The 16,148-nt window shown below is 70.4% G+C and carries 15 protein-coding genes and 1 tRNA gene; 6 read left to right on the top strand and 10 right to left on the bottom strand.

Features of this window, described 5'->3' with window-relative positions:
* Positions 1-18 precede the first annotated feature (18 nt).
* The 3 genes from ACT3T5_RS06305 (at position 19) to ACT3T5_RS06295 (ending at position 2,829) form a co-directional block, all read left to right on the top strand.
* A complete protein-coding gene (locus ACT3T5_RS06305; RefSeq protein ID WP_444593896.1) occupies positions 19-441 on the top strand; it encodes a hypothetical protein in 423 nt (140 codons plus the stop codon).
* A gap of 401 nt (positions 442-842) precedes the next feature.
* On the top strand, positions 843-1,616 hold the full coding sequence (locus tag ACT3T5_RS06300; protein ID WP_444579250.1) for a ThuA domain-containing protein: 774 nt from the start codon (positions 843-845) through the stop codon (positions 1,614-1,616).
* Positions 1,606-2,829 carry a Gfo/Idh/MocA family protein gene (locus ACT3T5_RS06295; protein ID WP_444579252.1) on the top strand — a complete coding sequence of 408 codons (1,224 nt, stop codon included), beginning with the start codon at positions 1,606-1,608 and terminating at the stop codon, positions 2,827-2,829. The genes ACT3T5_RS06300 and ACT3T5_RS06295 overlap by 11 nt, the downstream gene beginning before the upstream one ends.
* Before the next feature lie 212 nt (positions 2,830-3,041).
* Here the strand turns inward: ACT3T5_RS06295 and ACT3T5_RS06290 are convergent.
* The 3 genes from ACT3T5_RS06290 to ACT3T5_RS06280 all read right to left on the bottom strand — a co-directional run bounded on the left by ACT3T5_RS06290 (position 3,042) and on the right by ACT3T5_RS06280 (position 4,998).
* Positions 3,042-3,114, bottom strand: a tRNA-Arg gene (locus ACT3T5_RS06290).
* 109 nt (positions 3,115-3,223) lie between these two features.
* Positions 3,224-4,228, bottom strand: a complete 1,005-nt coding sequence (locus ACT3T5_RS06285; protein ID WP_444593895.1) for an LppM family (lipo)protein — start codon at positions 4,226-4,228, stop codon at positions 3,224-3,226.
* Positions 4,229-4,389: 161 nt separating this feature from the next.
* Entirely contained in the window at positions 4,390-4,998 is a 609-nt protein-coding gene (locus tag ACT3T5_RS06280; protein ID WP_444593894.1) for a cell division protein CrgA, read from the bottom strand.
* Positions 4,999-5,113: 115 nt separating this feature from the next.
* Between ACT3T5_RS06280 and ACT3T5_RS06275 the strand changes: the two genes are divergently transcribed.
* The 3 genes from ACT3T5_RS06275 to ACT3T5_RS06265 are packed head-to-tail and all read left to right on the top strand — an operon-like array spanning position 5,114 to position 6,887.
* The gene (locus ACT3T5_RS06275) at positions 5,114-5,968 is read left to right on the top strand and encodes a DUF881 domain-containing protein (RefSeq protein WP_444593893.1); all 855 of its coding nucleotides are present in this window, start codon (positions 5,114-5,116) and stop codon (positions 5,966-5,968) included.
* Entirely contained in the window at positions 5,965-6,708 is a 744-nt protein-coding gene (locus ACT3T5_RS06270) for a class E sortase (RefSeq protein WP_444593892.1), read from the top strand. The genes ACT3T5_RS06275 and ACT3T5_RS06270 overlap by 4 nt, the downstream gene beginning before the upstream one ends.
* A complete protein-coding gene (locus ACT3T5_RS06265; RefSeq protein WP_444593891.1) occupies positions 6,708-6,887 on the top strand; it encodes a hypothetical protein in 180 nt (59 codons plus the stop codon). The genes ACT3T5_RS06270 and ACT3T5_RS06265 overlap by 1 nt, the downstream gene beginning before the upstream one ends.
* Before the next feature lie 71 nt (positions 6,888-6,958).
* Here the strand turns inward: ACT3T5_RS06265 and ACT3T5_RS06260 are convergent, their stop codons facing one another.
* Genes ACT3T5_RS06260 through ACT3T5_RS06230 form a run of 7 tightly spaced genes read right to left on the bottom strand, consistent with a single transcriptional unit; the run spans position 6,959 to position 16,143 of the window.
* Positions 6,959-7,645, bottom strand: a complete 687-nt coding sequence (locus ACT3T5_RS06260; protein WP_444579260.1) for an anthranilate synthase component II — start codon at positions 7,643-7,645, stop codon at positions 6,959-6,961.
* Positions 7,638-9,881, bottom strand: a complete 2,244-nt coding sequence (pknB, locus tag ACT3T5_RS06255) for a Stk1 family PASTA domain-containing Ser/Thr kinase (protein ID WP_444593890.1) — start codon at positions 9,879-9,881, stop codon at positions 7,638-7,640. Before pknB ends, ACT3T5_RS06260 begins: the two co-directional genes overlap by 8 nt.
* Entirely contained in the window at positions 9,878-11,398 is a 1,521-nt protein-coding gene (locus ACT3T5_RS06250; RefSeq protein ID WP_444593889.1) for a serine/threonine-protein kinase, read from the bottom strand. The genes pknB and ACT3T5_RS06250 overlap by 4 nt, the downstream gene beginning before the upstream one ends.
* Complete coding sequence (locus tag ACT3T5_RS06245) at positions 11,395-12,840, bottom strand: peptidoglycan D,D-transpeptidase FtsI family protein (RefSeq protein WP_444593888.1); 1,446 nt, start codon at positions 12,838-12,840, stop codon at positions 11,395-11,397. Before ACT3T5_RS06245 ends, ACT3T5_RS06250 begins: the two co-directional genes overlap by 4 nt.
* On the bottom strand, positions 12,837-14,228 hold the full coding sequence (locus ACT3T5_RS06240) for an FtsW/RodA/SpoVE family cell cycle protein (RefSeq protein WP_444579268.1): 1,392 nt from the start codon (positions 14,226-14,228) through the stop codon (positions 12,837-12,839). The genes ACT3T5_RS06245 and ACT3T5_RS06240 overlap by 4 nt, the downstream gene beginning before the upstream one ends.
* On the bottom strand, positions 14,228-15,619 hold the full coding sequence (locus ACT3T5_RS06235; RefSeq protein ID WP_444579270.1) for a Stp1/IreP family PP2C-type Ser/Thr phosphatase: 1,392 nt from the start codon (positions 15,617-15,619) through the stop codon (positions 14,228-14,230). The genes ACT3T5_RS06240 and ACT3T5_RS06235 overlap by 1 nt, the downstream gene beginning before the upstream one ends.
* Positions 15,616-16,143 carry an FHA domain-containing protein FhaB/FipA gene (locus ACT3T5_RS06230; protein WP_444579272.1) on the bottom strand — a complete coding sequence of 176 codons (528 nt, stop codon included), beginning with the start codon at positions 16,141-16,143 and terminating at the stop codon, positions 15,616-15,618. The genes ACT3T5_RS06235 and ACT3T5_RS06230 overlap by 4 nt, the downstream gene beginning before the upstream one ends.
* Between the last annotated feature and the right edge of the window lie 5 nt (positions 16,144-16,148).

Raw genomic sequence — 16,148 nt, 5'->3', positions numbered from 1 at the left:
GCGCCGTCAGCAGGAGCGATGAGCGGTGGCGCGAGCGGCGCGGCGGCAGGCGGGGCATCGGCTCGCACGACCGCAACGGTGCTCGTGGTCAACTGCGGCCCCGACGCGGCACGGGAGGTCCTCGACGCCTTCTTCCGCGACCGCGGCTGGGGCCGACGGGAGCGCGGCGAGGGCCGCATCGACTACGAGCGCGGCAGCCGCCGACGGACCATCCTCCTCGGCGCCCTGGCCGGGAAGGCCCTCTTCCTGACCGCCCAGATCGAGATCCGCGCCGGCGGGCGCACCACGGAGATCCGATACCGCTGGGGCGCGGCGGCCGGTGCGGCGCTCGGCGGGAGCCTCGGGCGCGCCCGTGCGGAGCGTGCTCATCAGCAGACCGTCATCGCCCTCGAGGCGCATCTCGAGCACCTCGGGATGCTCGTGCGGGCGGGAAGGGCCTGAGGCCTCCTGGATCGTCGCTGTGCCGCAGGTCAGCAGGTCCCGACGAGGCGGTATGCCGTTGAGTCGGGCGGGCAGGTCCCCTCGCCATTGAGGGAACCTGTCGACGACCATAGTTGGCTACTGATGAGTAATGCGTCACAGGTGGGTCACGGTTCACCCTCGTGTCCCGGGGGAGCGGCGACCTCTCGGGCGGCGACGCCTGCGTCTCGCGTCGGCCTCCCTTCTGCCGCGCACCGGCGCTCCATCCCGTCGGCCTCCGGGGCGCCGGATCCTGCGCCCGACGGATCGGAACCGGCGCGTCGTGGACAGAACGTTTCCCTCGTGGGAATACGCCCCTACGATGGACGGACCGCGCTGACGGGGTAGCCCTCGGCGCACCTTCCACATCACAGAGGATTGCAATGACACTGCGCATCGCCGTGTTCGGCGAGAACCGGCACGAGAAGGTCGACCCGAAGGTCCAGGAGATCTATCCCGAGGGCATGCACACCGTCATCGCCGGCGGCCTGCGCGACGTGCTCGCGGCCGACGGCGTCGACGCCGAGGTGCGGATCGCCCTGCTGGACGACATCGAGGAGACCCTCTCCGAGGAAGCCCTCGCCGAGACCGACGTGCTCACCTGGTGGGGCCACATGGCCCATGAGGACGTTCCCGACGAGGTCGTCGCCCGCGTGGTGCGCCGCGTCCACGAGGGCATGGGCCTGATCCCGCTGCACTCGGCCCACTACTCCAAGGTGTTCAAGGCCCTCATGGGCACCACCTGCTCGCTGCTGTGGCGCAACGAGGGCGAGGAGGAGCGGGTGTGGACCGTCAACGGCTCCCACCCCATCGCCCGCGGCGTCCCGCACCCGATCGTCATCCCCGCCCAGGAGATGTACGGCGAGATGTTCGACATCCCCGCGCCCGATGAGCTCGTGTTCGTCTCCTCCTTCGCCGGCGGCGAGGTGTTCCGCTCCGGCGCCGCCTTCCGTCGCGGCAAGGGCAAGGTCTTCTACTTCAGCCCCGGTGACCAGGAGTACCCCGTCTACCGCCAGAGCGAGATCCAGCGGGTGCTGGCCAACGCCGTGGTGTGGGCCCGCCCCGAGGATCGCCCGGCCGAGCCGGTGAAGATCGCCAACGCGCCGCGCGACTGGTTCCGCGAGGACGGACCGGAGGCGACCACGCGTGTCATCTGATCTCGACATCACCGCCGGGCTCGGCACCGACACCTCCGCCGCGCCGACCCTCGCGCCCCACCTGACCGGTTTCCCGCGGCTCCCCTCGGACCGCCCGGCCCGGGTGGTCGTGGTCGGCGCCGGCGGCATGGGCAGCTGGTGGGCCCGGGAGGTCGTCGCGAGCGGCGTCGCCGAGCTGGTGGGCGTCGCCGACCTCGTCGAGGGCGCCCCGCAGAAGGTCATCGAGCAGTCCGGCGCGACCGATCCGTCGGCCATCGCCGCGGGCACCGACGGCGTGGATCTCGCCCTGGAACTCGGCGCGGACCTGCTCATCGACCCCACCGTGCCGGTCGCCCATCACCCCGTCACTGTGAAGGCGCTGCACGCCGGGATCCCGGTGCTCGGCGAGAAGCCGGTCACCGAGAACCTGCACGAGGCGATCAGCCTGCTCGCGCACACCCAGCTGACCGGGGTGCCGTTCATGGTCTCCCAGTCCCGGCGGTTCTTCCGCCAGGTGCGCCAGCTGCGCAGCTTCGTCGCCGCGCACGGGCCGACGGTGCTCACCAGTGCGTTCTTCTCGCTGTTCACGGAGATGGAGGGATACCGGCGCACGCAGCAGCATCCGCTGCTGCGGGACATGGGCATCCACGCCTTCGACACCGCGCGGTACATCATGGACGCCGACCCGGTCGCGGTCACCGCACGCGGTGCCCAGCCCGAGTGGAGCGTCTACGAGCACGACGCCACCGTCACGGCGACCTTCGAGATGTCCGACGGCTCGCTGTTCGTCTACAACGGCACCTGGAACGCCCGCGGGCTGCCGACCTACTGGAACAGCGAGTGGCGGATCGGGGCCCAGCAGGGCTCGGCCACCTGGGACGGCAAGGGGGTGCCCGTGCTCGGCACCGAGGACGAGGCGGCCACCGAGCGTCTGCAGGCCGCCGTGGACGCCGAGACGGGGGAGGAGCCCGATCAGATCGCCGCTTCGCTCATCGAGTTCGTCAGCGCTCTGCGCGAAGGTCGGACGCCGATGTGCGAGGTGCACGAGAACCTGCTCAGCTTCGCCATGGTCGAGGCGGCCGTCGCCTCCGTGGAGCGCGGACAGCGCGTCGAGATCGACGAGCTGCTCGAGCAGGCCCGGCTCGAGGCGATCGCTGCGGAGACCCATCAGGGTGCCCGTGAGCTCATGCAGTCCTGGAGCTCGGTGCGTGAGGTGCTCGCCGCCGCGCAGTGACCATCCCGGCCTGCAGTGACCAGTCCTGTCCGCGGTGACTGACCCTGCACGACGACACCGGACCCGGTAGACCGATGATCGGCCTGCCGGGTCCGGTGTCGTCGGCGGGTCTGCTGTCGCCGGGAGGACGACAGGCGACATGGGTGGAGCATGGAGCATACGAAGAAGCCCCTCACTGCACTCTCGGTGCTGTGAGGGGCTTCGTTCTGCGGTGCGCCCGAAGGGATTCGAACCCCCAACCTTCTGATCCGTAGTCAGATGCTCTATCCGTTGAGCTACGGGCGCTTGTCAGTTGAACTGACCTGGTCAACAATAGTTGACCGCTCCGGTCCGCGCCAATCCTGGAGTCATGACGCTCCTCACACGACTCCAGGATCGGCGATCGGACCTGGGATCACCAGCCCGGATGCTGCGGGGGCTGGTTCCCGTCCTGCGGGTTCTGCGGGTCCGGGCGCTGCTGGTTCCACGGCTGGTCCTGGTCGCTCGGCGGAGCGGCCGGGGGAGACGCCTGGCCCCACTGTTGGCCGTCCTGGGGTGCGGCGGGGGGCGGTGATGCCTGGCCCCACTGCTGGCCGTCCTGGGGTGCGGCGGGGGGCGGTGATGCCTGGCCCCACTGCGGGCCGCTCTGGGGCGCTGCGGGAGGGTTGTTGCCCGAGGGCATCGACGCCGCGCCGGCAGCGGCGCTGCCGAAGGCTGCCGGGGCCACTGCACCTGCGGCGCCGTTCGAGGTCTTCTTGCGACGGGCACGGATCACGAAGAAGATGATCGCCGCGAGCACGAGCAGCAGCAGGAAGTCGAGCACCACCACGATGATGATCACGACGAGCCACGGGAAACCGCCGGATTCCGCAGTGATGTCCACGCCGCTGTAGAAGTCGACGATGTCCGTGTACGTGACGGTCTTGCCGTCGATCGTGCCGCCCTGGGACTCGAGGACCTTGCCCGGGAAGGTGAAGGTCATCTTGAAATCGAAATCTGAGACGTCCGCACCGTAGAGGGACGCGAACATGTCGAGGTCTTCCTGCGTGAGCGCCTCGGAACCCATGTCCATGGTCAGGTGGTATTCGCCGTCGGACTCCGCGAGCTCCAGGCCGTCACCGAAATCGGAGCGCTCCATCGGGCCGGAGAAGCGGCAGCCCCAGAGGCCGTCCTCCTCATAGGCCTCGATCGACACCGAGCCGATCGGCTCATCGGATTCCATGTCGTCGCACAACGCCTGCGCGTTGTCGTACTCGCTCTCGACGAAGGAGGGCTTGAACCCCATGTCGAAGGAGACCTGCATGTTGTCGACGTCTTTGACCTCGAAATCCGCGTGCAGCTTTCCGCAGCCCGCGAGGAGCAGCACGAACGGTAGGACGAGCAGGGCGTAGAGCCGTCGCCTGGCTGAGATGGTTTTCATGGTTCCCCCGTCGCGTCATGCCGGAATCGTCAGCACTGCGCACTGATAGCACGCTGTTTCAGATTCAGGATACCTGGACGGAATCCTCCGCGTGGTGGGGAGAACTCCCCACCACCCATCAGTTCGGACCCATCAGCCCGGAGAACGGCGGTTTCGGAGAACTACTTCCAGAACATGAGCATGCCGCCGCCGACCAGCATCACGCCGAAGCCGGCCGCGAGGTTCCAGTCGCCGATGGGCAGCGGCAGGGCGCCGCCCGAGAGGTAGAAGGTGACGAGGTACGCCAGCCCCAGGAGGAGGAACACGACCGCTGTCGGGGCCAGCCATGCAGGGTTCGGGGCCTCGGCGGCGACCCGGCGGCGGCCCGTGCGCGCGGTCTCCGCGGCGGCGGCCTTCTTCGGCGAGGTGGACCGGCTGGCGTCCTTCGCCTTCTCGCTGACCTCGCTGCCGCTGGTCCGTCCGGCGTCGGCGTCGGAGCCCTTCTCGGCGTTCTTGCCCGCGGACTTGCCGGACGCCTTGCGCGAGCCGTTCGCCGGAACCGGGTCCTTCGCGCCGCCATCCTTCGTGCGCGAGCGCTTCACGGGGTCCTTGCCGGCTGCGCTGTCCTTACCCGCTGCGTCATCCTGGCCGGCTGCGTCGTCCTTGCCGGGTGCGGGGGTGGGATCTGCGGCAGTCGTGAGCTCGTCGAGATCGTCCGTCGCGGGCTCGGCGGCTCGGGCCTTCGCTGCCGATGCCGCCCGTGCGGACGACTTCTTCTTGCTCCTGGCCATCACAACGTGCTCCCTCGGGACTGCCTGTCGCGCGGGCGTGCCGCACGGGTCCGCGGATGCAGACCTTGGCCTAGGGTAATGGGCGTGGACTGAGCGTGCGAAGCGAGGAGTGGCCATGAGCGCAGATACCGCTGCACCGTCGGGCCCTGAGCGTTCCTCGTCAGGCTCCCAGCGCTCGTCGTCGGGCCCCGAACACACGTCGTCGGGCCCTGAGCGTTCCCCGTCAGGACCGGAGCGCTCCTCCTCAGCCCCGGATCCACGGCGGGCACCCGGCCCGCGCCAGCGCGTCGGTCTGGCCCTGGTGATGATCCTGTGCGGCGTGCTGTTCGCGACCACGGCCCGGATCTCCGGCGGGAGCTCGATCCGTGACGAGAGCGGCGATGTCGTCGGGGTGCTGCGCGAACGGGGGCGCACCATCGAGCAGCTCACCGACGAGGCGGCGGACAAGCGCGCCGAGATCGAGGAGCTCTCCGCAGGGAGCGGGGACACGCTCACCCAGGAGCGCACCACCGTGGTCGCCGACGCCGTCGGGCTCAGCGAGGTCAGCGGTCCGGCCCTGCAGATCACCCTGACCGACGCCCCCACCAGCACGCTCGGCTCGATCCCCGATGTCGAGCCGGATGATCTGGTTGTCCACCAGCAGGACATGGAGTCCTACATCAACGCGCTCTGGGCCGGGGGCGCCGAGGCGATGATGCTCCAGGACCAGCGGGTCGTCAACGGCAGCGCCTTCCGCTGCGCGGGCAACACCCTCCTGCTCGAAGGGCGCGTCTACTCGCCGCCGTTCACGATCACCGTGATCGGGCCGACAGATCAGATGCTGGCCGAGCTCGAGTCGACGCCCGGAGTGCAGATATATCGTGAATGGGTGGACTACGTGGGCCTCGGGGAACGGATCGAGACCATGGATGACGCCACCCTCCCCGCCTTCGAAGGGTCCCTGACCCTCGACATCGCGAAAGCTGGATGATGGCCAGACGCTCCACCCCGACGCACCGGCATGGGCCGGGCCCCCTCGCCGGCGCCATCGGGATCCTCGGCGAGCTGCTGCTCACCCTCGGTGCTCTGCTCCTCCTCTTCCTGGTCTGGCAGCTGTGGTGGACCGACGTCGTCGCCGACAGGGAGCAGTCCGGCATCATCGCCGGCCTCCAGGACGACTGGGGGAGCGTCGACGAGGAGAAGATCGCCCCCGCCCAGGACGGCCCGCCGCCGGTCCCCGACACCCTCGGGGCGAACCGGGTCTGGGGCACCATGTACGTCCCCGCCTTCGACCGTGAGACCTTTCCGCTCGCCGAGGGCGTGGGCCTCGAGGAGGTCCTCAACGTCAAGGGCGCCGGCCATTACCCGCAGACGGCCCTGCCCGGCGAGGTCGGGAACTTCTCGGTCGCCGGGCACCGCAACACCTATGGCCGGGTCTTCGAGGACATCGCGGGCCTGCAGCCCGGCGACCCGATCGTCGTCGAGACGGCCGACGCCTTCTACGTGTATGAGGTGACCGAGTCGCTGATCGTGGATCCCTCCGCCGTGGAGGTCATCGCCCCGACCCCGGGGGACCTCGACGCCGAACCGACCCAGCAGATGATGACGCTGACCGCCTGCCACCCGATGTACTCGGCCCGGGAGCGGTACATCGTCCACGCGGAATTCGCCTACTGGACCGATCGAGCCGACGGCATCCCCGAGGCCCTCGCCACCACGGAGGAGACCTGATGTACGCCTGGATGTTCCGTCATCTGCCCGGCCCGCTGTGGGCGAGGATCCTGCTCGTAGTGGTGCTGCTGGCGCTGGTCGTCGTCGCGCTGTTCGGCTGGGTCTTCCCCGTGATCGCGCCCTATATGCCGTTCAACGACGGGCTGGTGGGAGCCGATCCGGCCGGTCCGGCCGGCTAGACGGGCGGCCGACGGCGCCTGCCAGCCTGCGCCTGCCGGCTTGCGCCTGCCAGTCGGCGCGCGTCGTCCGGTCAGCCGGCCGTCATGAGGGGCTGCAGCCCCGCGGAGCGCTCGACGGCATCGATCCCGTCGCACAGCTGCAGGAACCGCGCGAGCAGCAGATGGCCGTTCTCGGTGAGCACGGATTCGGGATGGAACTGCACGCCGTGCAATGGCAGCTCGCGGTGGACGAGCCCCATGATCATGCCGTCGGCGGTGCGGGCGGTGACCTCGAGCGAGTCGGGGATCGTCGCCGGATCGACCGTGAGCGAGTGGTAGCGGGTCGCGGTCATCGGGGACGGCGCACCCTCGAACACGCTGCGGCCCTCATGCGTGACGGGGCTCGTGCGACCGTGCATGAGCTGCGGTGCGTGGCCCACTGTGGCTCCGAAGTACTGCCCGAGGGCCTGGTGGCCCAGGCAGACGCCGAGCATCGGCACGGCGCCGTGCGCGCAGGCACCGATGACGTCGAGCGTCCGGCCGGCGGTGCTGGGGTTCCCGGGCCCGGGGGAGACCATCACCCCGTCGAAGCCGGTGAGGTCCACCGCGCCGGAATCGTCGGCGGGCACCTCGTCGTTGCGGACCACCTGGGTGCGGGCGCCCATCTGCTGCAGGTAGCCCACGATCGTGTAGACGAAGCTGTCGTAGTTGTCGATCACGAGGATGCGGGCGCCCTCGTTGCTCGACCCGTTCGCTGCGGGGGCCGCGGAATCACTCACCGTCGCCGGCCTCCTCGTCGTTCTTGTCAGCGTTCGCGTTCCTGTTCACGCTGCTGTTCCCGTTGCCCTTGCCGTTCCCCGCTGCCTCATCGGCCGGCGTCTTGCTGGGATCGTCCGTGGGCTCCGTCGTCGGGTCCGTGGTCGGCTTGTCGGTCGGCTCCGTCGTCGGATCCTTGGTCGGCTCGGTGGTGGGGTCCTTGGTCGGCTCCGTCGTCGGCTTCTCGGTCGGGGTCGGAGTCTCCTTGGGGCCGCTCGAGACGATGATGTTCACGGTGGAGCCGCGCTCGACAGGTTCATTGGCCGCGGGATCCGTGCGGATGACCTGTCCCTCCGGCACGCTGTCGGAGTTCTCGCTCTCCTGAGTGGACCCGAAGCCGGCTTCCTTGAGGGTCGCCTGGGCGTCCTCGAGGGTCTGGCCGGTCACGTTGGGGACCTTCACCGGCCCGGGGGCGGCGGCGATCACCAGGTCCACGCTGGAGCCGTACGGCTGGGTCCCGGCGTCCGCCTTGGGGGTCTGGGAGGTCACGGAGCCGGGCTTGGCCTCCGAGTCCTCCTTCTCCGAGGGCTCGGGCACCTCGAAGCCGCGGGCCTCGAGGACCTCGGTCGCCTTCTCGATCTGCGTGCCCATGACGTCCGGGACCTCGACCATTCCCGAGGCGAGGCGCACCGTGACCTCGGAACCGGCATCCACCGTGTTGCCGCTCTGCGGGCTGACGTGGGTGACGGTGCCCTGCTTCTGCGGGGCATCCTCCTCGTCCCCCTCGACCATCACCAGGCCAGCGTCCTCGATGGCCTTCTGGGCCTGGTCGCGTGTCATGCCCTCGAGATCGGCGGGGACCTTCACCGCCTCGGGTCCGGCGGAGACGCTCACGGCGACGGTGGACCCGACAGGGGCGTCCTCGCCCTCGCCCGGGTTCGTCTCGATGACCAGTCCCTTGTCGACGTCCTGGGACTGCACCTGGTCGAACTCCGGCGTGAGGTCGACCTCGGCGAGCTTCGCGCTCGCCTGGTCCTCGCTGAGCCCGGCCACGGCAGGGACGGACACCATCTCGGGGCCCTTGTCCTTCCAGGGCTGGATGACGGCGAGGGCCGCACCGACCACCGCCAGCACGGCGAGGATCACCAGGATGATCAGCCACCAGGGCCGCTTGTGCTCCGGCTCCTCCTCGACCTCCTGGGCCTGGTGAGCGGCGAGCCCGCCGGTCACGGCAGGCGTCCGGTCGGTGCTCCAGTTCGCCGCGGCTCCCGCCCCGGCGCCGACCGCTCCCACGCCGGCCATCGCCGGCAGAGCTTCGGTGGCGTCGTCGACGGGGCCCAGCACGGTCGTGGCGTCGGCATCGGTCCCGGAGGGGACGGCGCCGGCGACCAGCGCCGGGGCGCGCCCGCCGACCACGGTCGCGATGTCGCGCGAGAAGGCCACCGCGCTCGGGTAGCGCTCCTCGCGGTCCTTGGCCAGCCCGGTGAGGATCACGGCGTCCAGCGCCGGGGTGATCGCCGGGTTGTAGGCCGACGGCGGCTGCGGCTCCTCGCGCACGTGCTGGTAGGCGATCGAGACCGGGGTGTCGCCGGTGAACGGCGGGCGGCCCGTCATCATCTCGTACATGACGCAGGCGGCGGAGTAGATGTCGGAGCGGGCGTCGACCAGCTGGCCGCGGGCCTGCTCGGGGGAGAGGTACTGGGCGGTGCCCATCACGGCCTGGGTGGCGGTCATCGCACTGGTCGCGTCGGCGATGGCGCGCGCGATGCCGAAGTCCATGACCTTCACGGCGCCGGCGTCGTTGATCATGACGTTGCCCGGCTTGATGTCGCGGTGCACGATCCCGGCGCGGTGCGAGTACTCCAGGGCGCTCAGCAGCGCCGCCATGATCTCGCCGGCCTGATGGGCGTCCATCGGGTCCTGGGGGTCGATGTAGGCGCGCAGGGTGTCGCCGTGCACGTACTCCATGACGATGTACGGGATGGTGACGTCGGCACCGGTGATGGTGCGCTGGTGCTCCTCGCCGGTGTCGTACACGGCGACGATCGAGGGGTGGTTCAGGGAGGCCGCACTGTGCGCCTCACGGCGGAACCGCTCCTGGAAGTTGGCATCCCGGGCGAGGTCGGAGCGCAGCACCTTCACAGCGACGGTGCGATGCAGGCGGGAGTCCTCCGCGAGGAACACCTCGGCCATGCCGCCGGTCCCGAGGATCTTGCCCAGGGTGTACCGGCCCCCCAGGATCACCTTCTCTTCGCTCACTCCACACCCGTCCTCGTGCCGTGGCCGACACCGACCGATCCGATCATCGTACGTGCTGACGCCGTGTCCCCCGAGCCGACGTGATCAATGCCCATCGCCCCTGTCGGCAGCCATCCCAACCCGCCCGCGACCGCGACGGCGATCACCGCGACCAGCACGATCACCAGGATCAGGCCGGGCATCGAGAACGGTCCGATGCGGCGACCGGTCGAGGTCCCGCGCACCGTCCGCGACGAGGCCGCGGTGTCCACATCGCCCAGGGGCCGCGCCCCGAAGGAGCCCGGGGACGCTCCGGTGGCAGCGCCGTTCCCACCGGCCCTGCCAGTGTCGCCCGAGGTGGCGGCCCGGGTCTTCGGCGCGGGGCGCTTCGTCCGCGGCGCCGGGGCGGGGGAGGCGGCCGATCTGGCCGATGCCGCGGAGTACGCGGAGCTGGCCGATGCGGCGGAGGGACCGGACGTCGCGGATGCCGCGGATACCGCCGAGCCCGCGGACCCTCCTGAGCGGTGGCGGATGCCCCGCCGTCCCGAGAGCGGACGAGGCATCGCCGCCGTGCGGGTGCCCGTCGGCGAGGCGCTCGGGCCCCGCCGAGGGTGCTCCCCGGTCGAGCTCGGACGCACGGCGTTCTCACCCGTCCAGTCATGGTCCTCGACGCGGGTCACGGGGATCGCGCCGGTGGTGAAGTGCGGCTCCACCCCGCGCTGGATCGCCTCGAGGATCCGGGAGACGGCCGCCGCGGAGCGGGGACGGTTCGCCGGGGCCTTCGCGAGGGTCATCATGACCAGGTGCCGCAGATCGGCGTTGATCGCCTCCGGCAGCGCTGGTGGCTGCTGCTTGACCTGGGCCATCGCGATCTCGACCTGGCTGGATCCCGTGAAGGGGCGGTGCCCCGCGAGCATCTCGTAGGCCACGATCCCCAGGGCGTAGATGTCGGAGAGGGAGGTGGCCTGCTTGCCCATCGCCTGCTCGGGCGAGAGGTACTGGGCGGTGCCCATCACCAGGCCCGTCTTCGTCAGCCGTGCCTGGTCCTTGCTGCGGGCGATCCCGAAGTCGGTGATCTTCATGGACCAGTCGGCCTGCTCGTCGACCAGCACGTTCTCCGGCTTCACGTCGCGGTGCACGACGCCCTTGGAGTGGGCGGCGTCCAGGGCGCGCGCGAGCTCGATGAGCACCGAGACGACCCGCTTCTCCGGCAGGCCACCGGGGTTCTCCTCGATGATGTCCGACAGCGGACGCCCGGGGCAGAGCTCCATGACGATGTAGGCGCGCCCGTCGAGCTCGCCGTAGTCGTACAGCGCGGCGATCGCGTCGTGCGAGAGCGCAGCGGTGTGCCGTGCCTCGGCGCGGAACCGCTTGAGGAAGCCGTCGTCCCCCGCGTACTCCTCACGCAGCACCTTGATCGCCACATCGCGGTCCAGTTCCTGGTCCAGGCCCTTCCAGACCTGTCCCATGCCACCGGTGGCGATGAGCGACGTCAGTTCGTAACGTCCCTCGAGCACGAGCCCTGGCTCAGTCCTCATGGATTGATCACCGCCTCCATCACATCCCGAGCGATCGGTGCCGCCGTGCGCGACCCGTATCCGCCTTCCTCGACCACGACCGCGACCGCGATCTTCTGGTCGTCGACCTGTCCGTACCCGACGTACCAGGAGTGCGCGGCGCGATCCTCGCCCCACTCCGCGGTGCCGGTCTTGCCGCCGACCTCGACGCCGTCGATGGCGGCCGCCGTGCCGGTGCCGTTCTCGACCACGCCCACCATCATCTGGCGCATCTGCGCGGCGTTCGAGGCGCTCAGTGGCTGGCCGAGCTCCTTCGGGGTCAGCTCCGCCACCGTCGAGAGGTCGCTCGTGCGCACCGCCTTCACCAGCTGCGGCTCCATGACCACCCCGTCGTTGGCGAAGGTGCCCGCCACCATCGCCATCTGCAGCGGAGTCACCCGGTCCTCGAACTGGCCGATCGACGTCGTGGCCAGCTGGGCGTCGTCCAGATCGGTGCCGATGCTCGACGGGGTCACCGACAGCGGGATCTCCAGGCTCTGGCCGAAGCCGAACTCCTTCGCGGTGGAGGTCAGCTGGTCCTCGCCGACCGCGACCCCGAGCTTCGCGAAGGAGGTGTTGCACGACTGGCGCAGCGCCTCGGCGAGCGTCGACTCGTCGTCCGGACCGCAGGGCTCCTGGCGACCGCCGGAGAAGTTGTTCATGACCGACGAGGAGTTCGGCAGCGTGAACGAGCCCGGGCCCGGGATCACCGAGTCGGCGGTGTAATCACCGGACTCGAGGGCGGCCGAGGCCACGACCAGCTTGAACGCCGATCCGGGCGGGTAGAGGTCGCCGCCGATCGCGCGGTTGGTCAGCGGCCGCTCGGGATCGTCGTTCAGCTGCGACCAGGCCTCCTGGACGGCGGCCGTGTCGTGCGAGGCGAGCTTGTTGGGGTCGTAGCTGGGCGAGGAGACCATGGCCAGCACCGCGCCGGTCTCCGGATCCAGGGCGACCACCGAGCCGCGACGGCCGTCGAGCGCGTCCCAGGCGGCTTCCTGCGCCTTCGCGTCGAGCGTGAGCTCCACGGACGCGCCGCGGCCCTGCTTGCCCGAGAGGATGTCGGAGATGCGGTGGTAGAACAGCGCGTCGGCCTCGCCGGAGAGGGTGTCGTTGAGCGAGCGCTCGATCCCGGAGAACCCGTAGACCACCGAGTAGTAGCCGGTGACCGGGGCGTACATGGCGCCGGGGTCGTAGCTGCGCAGGTACCCGTAGGTGTCCCCGGAGGCGGACGAGTTCGCGATCGCCTCGCCGTCCACCACGATCGGGCCGCGATGGCGCCCGTATTCGTTGTAGGTGGTGCGGAGGTTCTGCCCGTTGGCGTTCAGCCTGCTCTGGGCGACGACCTGGAAATAGGTGGTCGAGGTGAACAGGAGCACGAAGAGCACGCCCACCACGAGCCAGATATGACGGAGGGGCTTGTTCATGAGACCACCTCCGGGGCCGGCCGCGCAGCGGCCGGTGCGTCGAGACCCTCGACCTGGCGGGCCGCGGGCCGACGGGCGGCATCGGAGAGCCGCACCAGGAGGCCGACGATGATCCAATTGCACACCAGGGAGCTGCCTCCCGCGGCGAGGAACGGCAGGGTGAGACCGGTCAGCGGGATCACGCGGGTGACCCCGCCGACGACCACGAACACCTGCAGGGCGAGCGAGAAGCCCAGCCCGCCGGCCAGCAGGGTGCCGAAGCCGTCGGAGATGCCGACGGCGGCGCGGATGGCCCGCTGGACGAGGAGCAGGTAGAGCAGCAGCAGGGCGAACGCGCCGACCATGCCGAGCTCCTCGGCGAAGGAGGTGAAGATGAAGTCGGACTCGGCGTGGGGGACCACGTCGGGGCGTCCCTCTCCGAGGCCCGCCCCGGTGACGCCGCCGTTGGCGAGCCCGAACAGCCCCTGGTTGATCTGCTCGCAGCTGCCGTAGTTGGCGCTCGAGAGCGGATCCAGCCAGCAGGTCAGGCGCGTGCGCACGTGGCTCATCTGGGTCGCGGCGAACACCGCCGGCGGCAGGAACATGACCGCTCCGATCACGAGCCAGCTCAGCCGGTCGGTGGCGACGTACAGCATCGCCACGAACAATCCGAAGAACATCAGCGAGGTGCCCAGGTCGGTCTCGAACACGAGCACCGCCATGGCGAAGCCCCAGGCCACCAGGATCGGCCCGAAGTCGGACCAGCGGGGCAGATGGATGCCGAGCACCTTGGGCCCGGCCAGGGCCAGGGTGTCGCGACGCGAGACCAGGTACCCGGCGAAGAAGATCGCGAAGGCGATCTTGGCGAGCTCGGCAGGCTGGAAGCTGTTCCCCGCGATGGAGATCCAGATCCGCGACCCGTTGCGGGAGGAGCCGATCACCGGCAGCAGCGGCAGCAGGAGCAGCACGCCGCCGACGACGGCACTGATCCAGGTGAAGCGACGCAGCCGCCGGTGGTCGCGCAGGAACACCAGCACGGCGAGGCACAGGACGACGCCGAGGATGCCCCACAGCATCTGCCGATCGGCGCTCGCGGAGGTGCGCAGACCGTAGATCTCGTTCGCGGCGTGCACGCTCTCGATCATGGCGATGCCCAGGAGGTTCAGCAGCATGACCAGCGGCAGGATCACCGGGTCCGCGTACGGGGTGCGCCACATGACGACGATCTGCAGCACGATCGCCAGCACGGCCGATCCGATGCCGACCTGCATCAGGTCCGCGGGGACCTCGTCGAAGCGCCCCAGCCCGACCAGGGCGTAGGCGCCGACCCCGGTCACCACCGCGAACGCCAGCAGCAGGGCCTGGGTCAGGCGGCGCGGGCGAGCGGTGTAGGACACGATCGTGGCCACTAGGACTCCTCGCCGTCATCCGGCGGGGAGGGGGTGCCCGCGGGACGGTCGGACGTGAGCCCGGTGCTCTGCTCGAGCGGCGTGCCGCCCCCGTCGGAGGCGTCGCCGCCTCCGTCCGACACCTCGCCGCCGCCGTCCGAGGGGGCCGGATCGGTGACCACGGGCGGGGGCCGGTTGGCCAGCGCGGACTGCTCGAGCCGGGCCATGATCTGCTCGGCGGACTCGCGGTCGCCGGCGGTGATCGTGTTCGTGACCTGCTGCTGGGTCACCTCGGGGAGCTCGTCCAGGGCGATGTCGGAGACCTCGACGGGCTCGGACAGCGAGATCGGTCCGAGATCCTGGGAGAGTCCCTGGTAGAGCACGACGTTGGTGCCGTCGGTGCCCACATAGAACTGGCGCTGCGACCAGGCGTATCCCGCCCAGAGCGCGCCGCCCAGGACGGCCACCAGCAGGAGCACAGCGACCAGCGCGGGCCACGGGCTGCGGCGGGGCGGCTCGTCCTCGGAGAAGTCGGAGTCCTCGTACGGCGCCGAGGGCTCCTCACGGGTGAGTGCGGCGGCCTTCGCGGCAGGGCCGGACGCGGTCGTCGGCCGATGCCGGTTGCGAGCCGCCGAGCCCACGATCTGCGGCGCCGTGGACGGGGCCTCTTCGCCGCGCGGCAGCTGGTCGAGGTCCACGACGTCGGCGATGATGCAGGTGATGTTGTCCGGCCCGCCGCCCTTGAGTGCCAGCTGGATGAGCTCCTCGGCGCACTGGCCGGGGTCTTCGAAGCTGCGCAGGGTCGCATCGATGGTGTCGAGCGAGACCAGACCCGAGAGGCCGTCCGAGCACAGCATCCAGCGATCGCCGGGGTGGGCGGGGCGCAGCGAGAGATCGAGCTCGGGATCGGCGTCGACGTCGCCGAGCACCCGCATCAGGACCGAGCGCTGGGGGTGCCGCTCGGCCTCCTCCTCGGTCAGGCGACCTTCGTCCAGCAGCCGCTGCACGAAGGTATGGTCCTTGGTGATCTGCGTGGTCTCGTCGTTGCGCAGCAGGTAGGCGCGGGAATCCCCGATGTGGGCGAGGGCGAACTTGCCCTCGGCGCGCAGCATCGCGGTGATCGTGGTGCCCAGGCCGCGCAGCTGCGGCTCGTCCCGCGCACGGCGCAGGATCTCCTGGTTGGCGTCGAGCACCGTCTCCTCGAGGGTGGCGACGATGTCGGAGGCAGGGGTCTCGGAGTCCAGCCGCGCCAGGCGCCCGATGGCCACCGAGGAGGCGACGTCGCCTCCGGCGTGACCGCCCATGCCGTCGGCGACCACCAGCAGGTGGCTGCCGGCATACCCGGAGTCCTGGTTGTTGGAGCGCACCAGGCCGACGTCGGACCGGGCGGCGTATCGCAGGGCGATGCTCATCGCGGACCTCGTCTCAGCTCGATCTCGGTGCGGCCGATCCGCACCTGGGCGCCGGGCCGGAACGGCACGGCGCCTTCGATGCGCCGCCCCGACAGCAGGGTGCCGTTGGTGGATCCCAGGTCCTCCACCATCCATTCGCCCTCACGCTCGAACACGCGTGCGTGGCGGTTGGAGGCGTAGTCGTCGTCCAGCACCAGGGTGCACTCCGGTGCCCGGCCGATGAGGATGGGCGTGGAGCCCAGGGTCAGCGAGGTGCCGCGCAACGGGCCGGCGGTGACGACCATCGCTGTCGCGGTGACCTCGGGGTCCGTGCGCAGGGAACCCGAATCGGCCCCGGCCTGGGCGGCCGCGCCGCTCGGGGGACCGGAGGCGGGGCGCTGGTCACGGCGCGGGTCGCGGCTGGAGCGGGTGACCACGGTGGTCCCGAAGAGGTCGTTGCGCAGCACCAGGACCACGACGATCACGAAGATCCACAGCGCCAGGACGAAGCCCAGGCGGAGGGCGACCAGGGTCAGTTCGCTCATGCGGC

It is taken from the genome of Brachybacterium sp. AOP3-A1-3 (assembly GCF_052378285.1).
Lineage (GTDB): Bacteria > Actinomycetota > Actinomycetes > Actinomycetales > Dermabacteraceae > Brachybacterium.
This window is presented reverse-complemented; position numbering and strand designations above follow the sequence as displayed.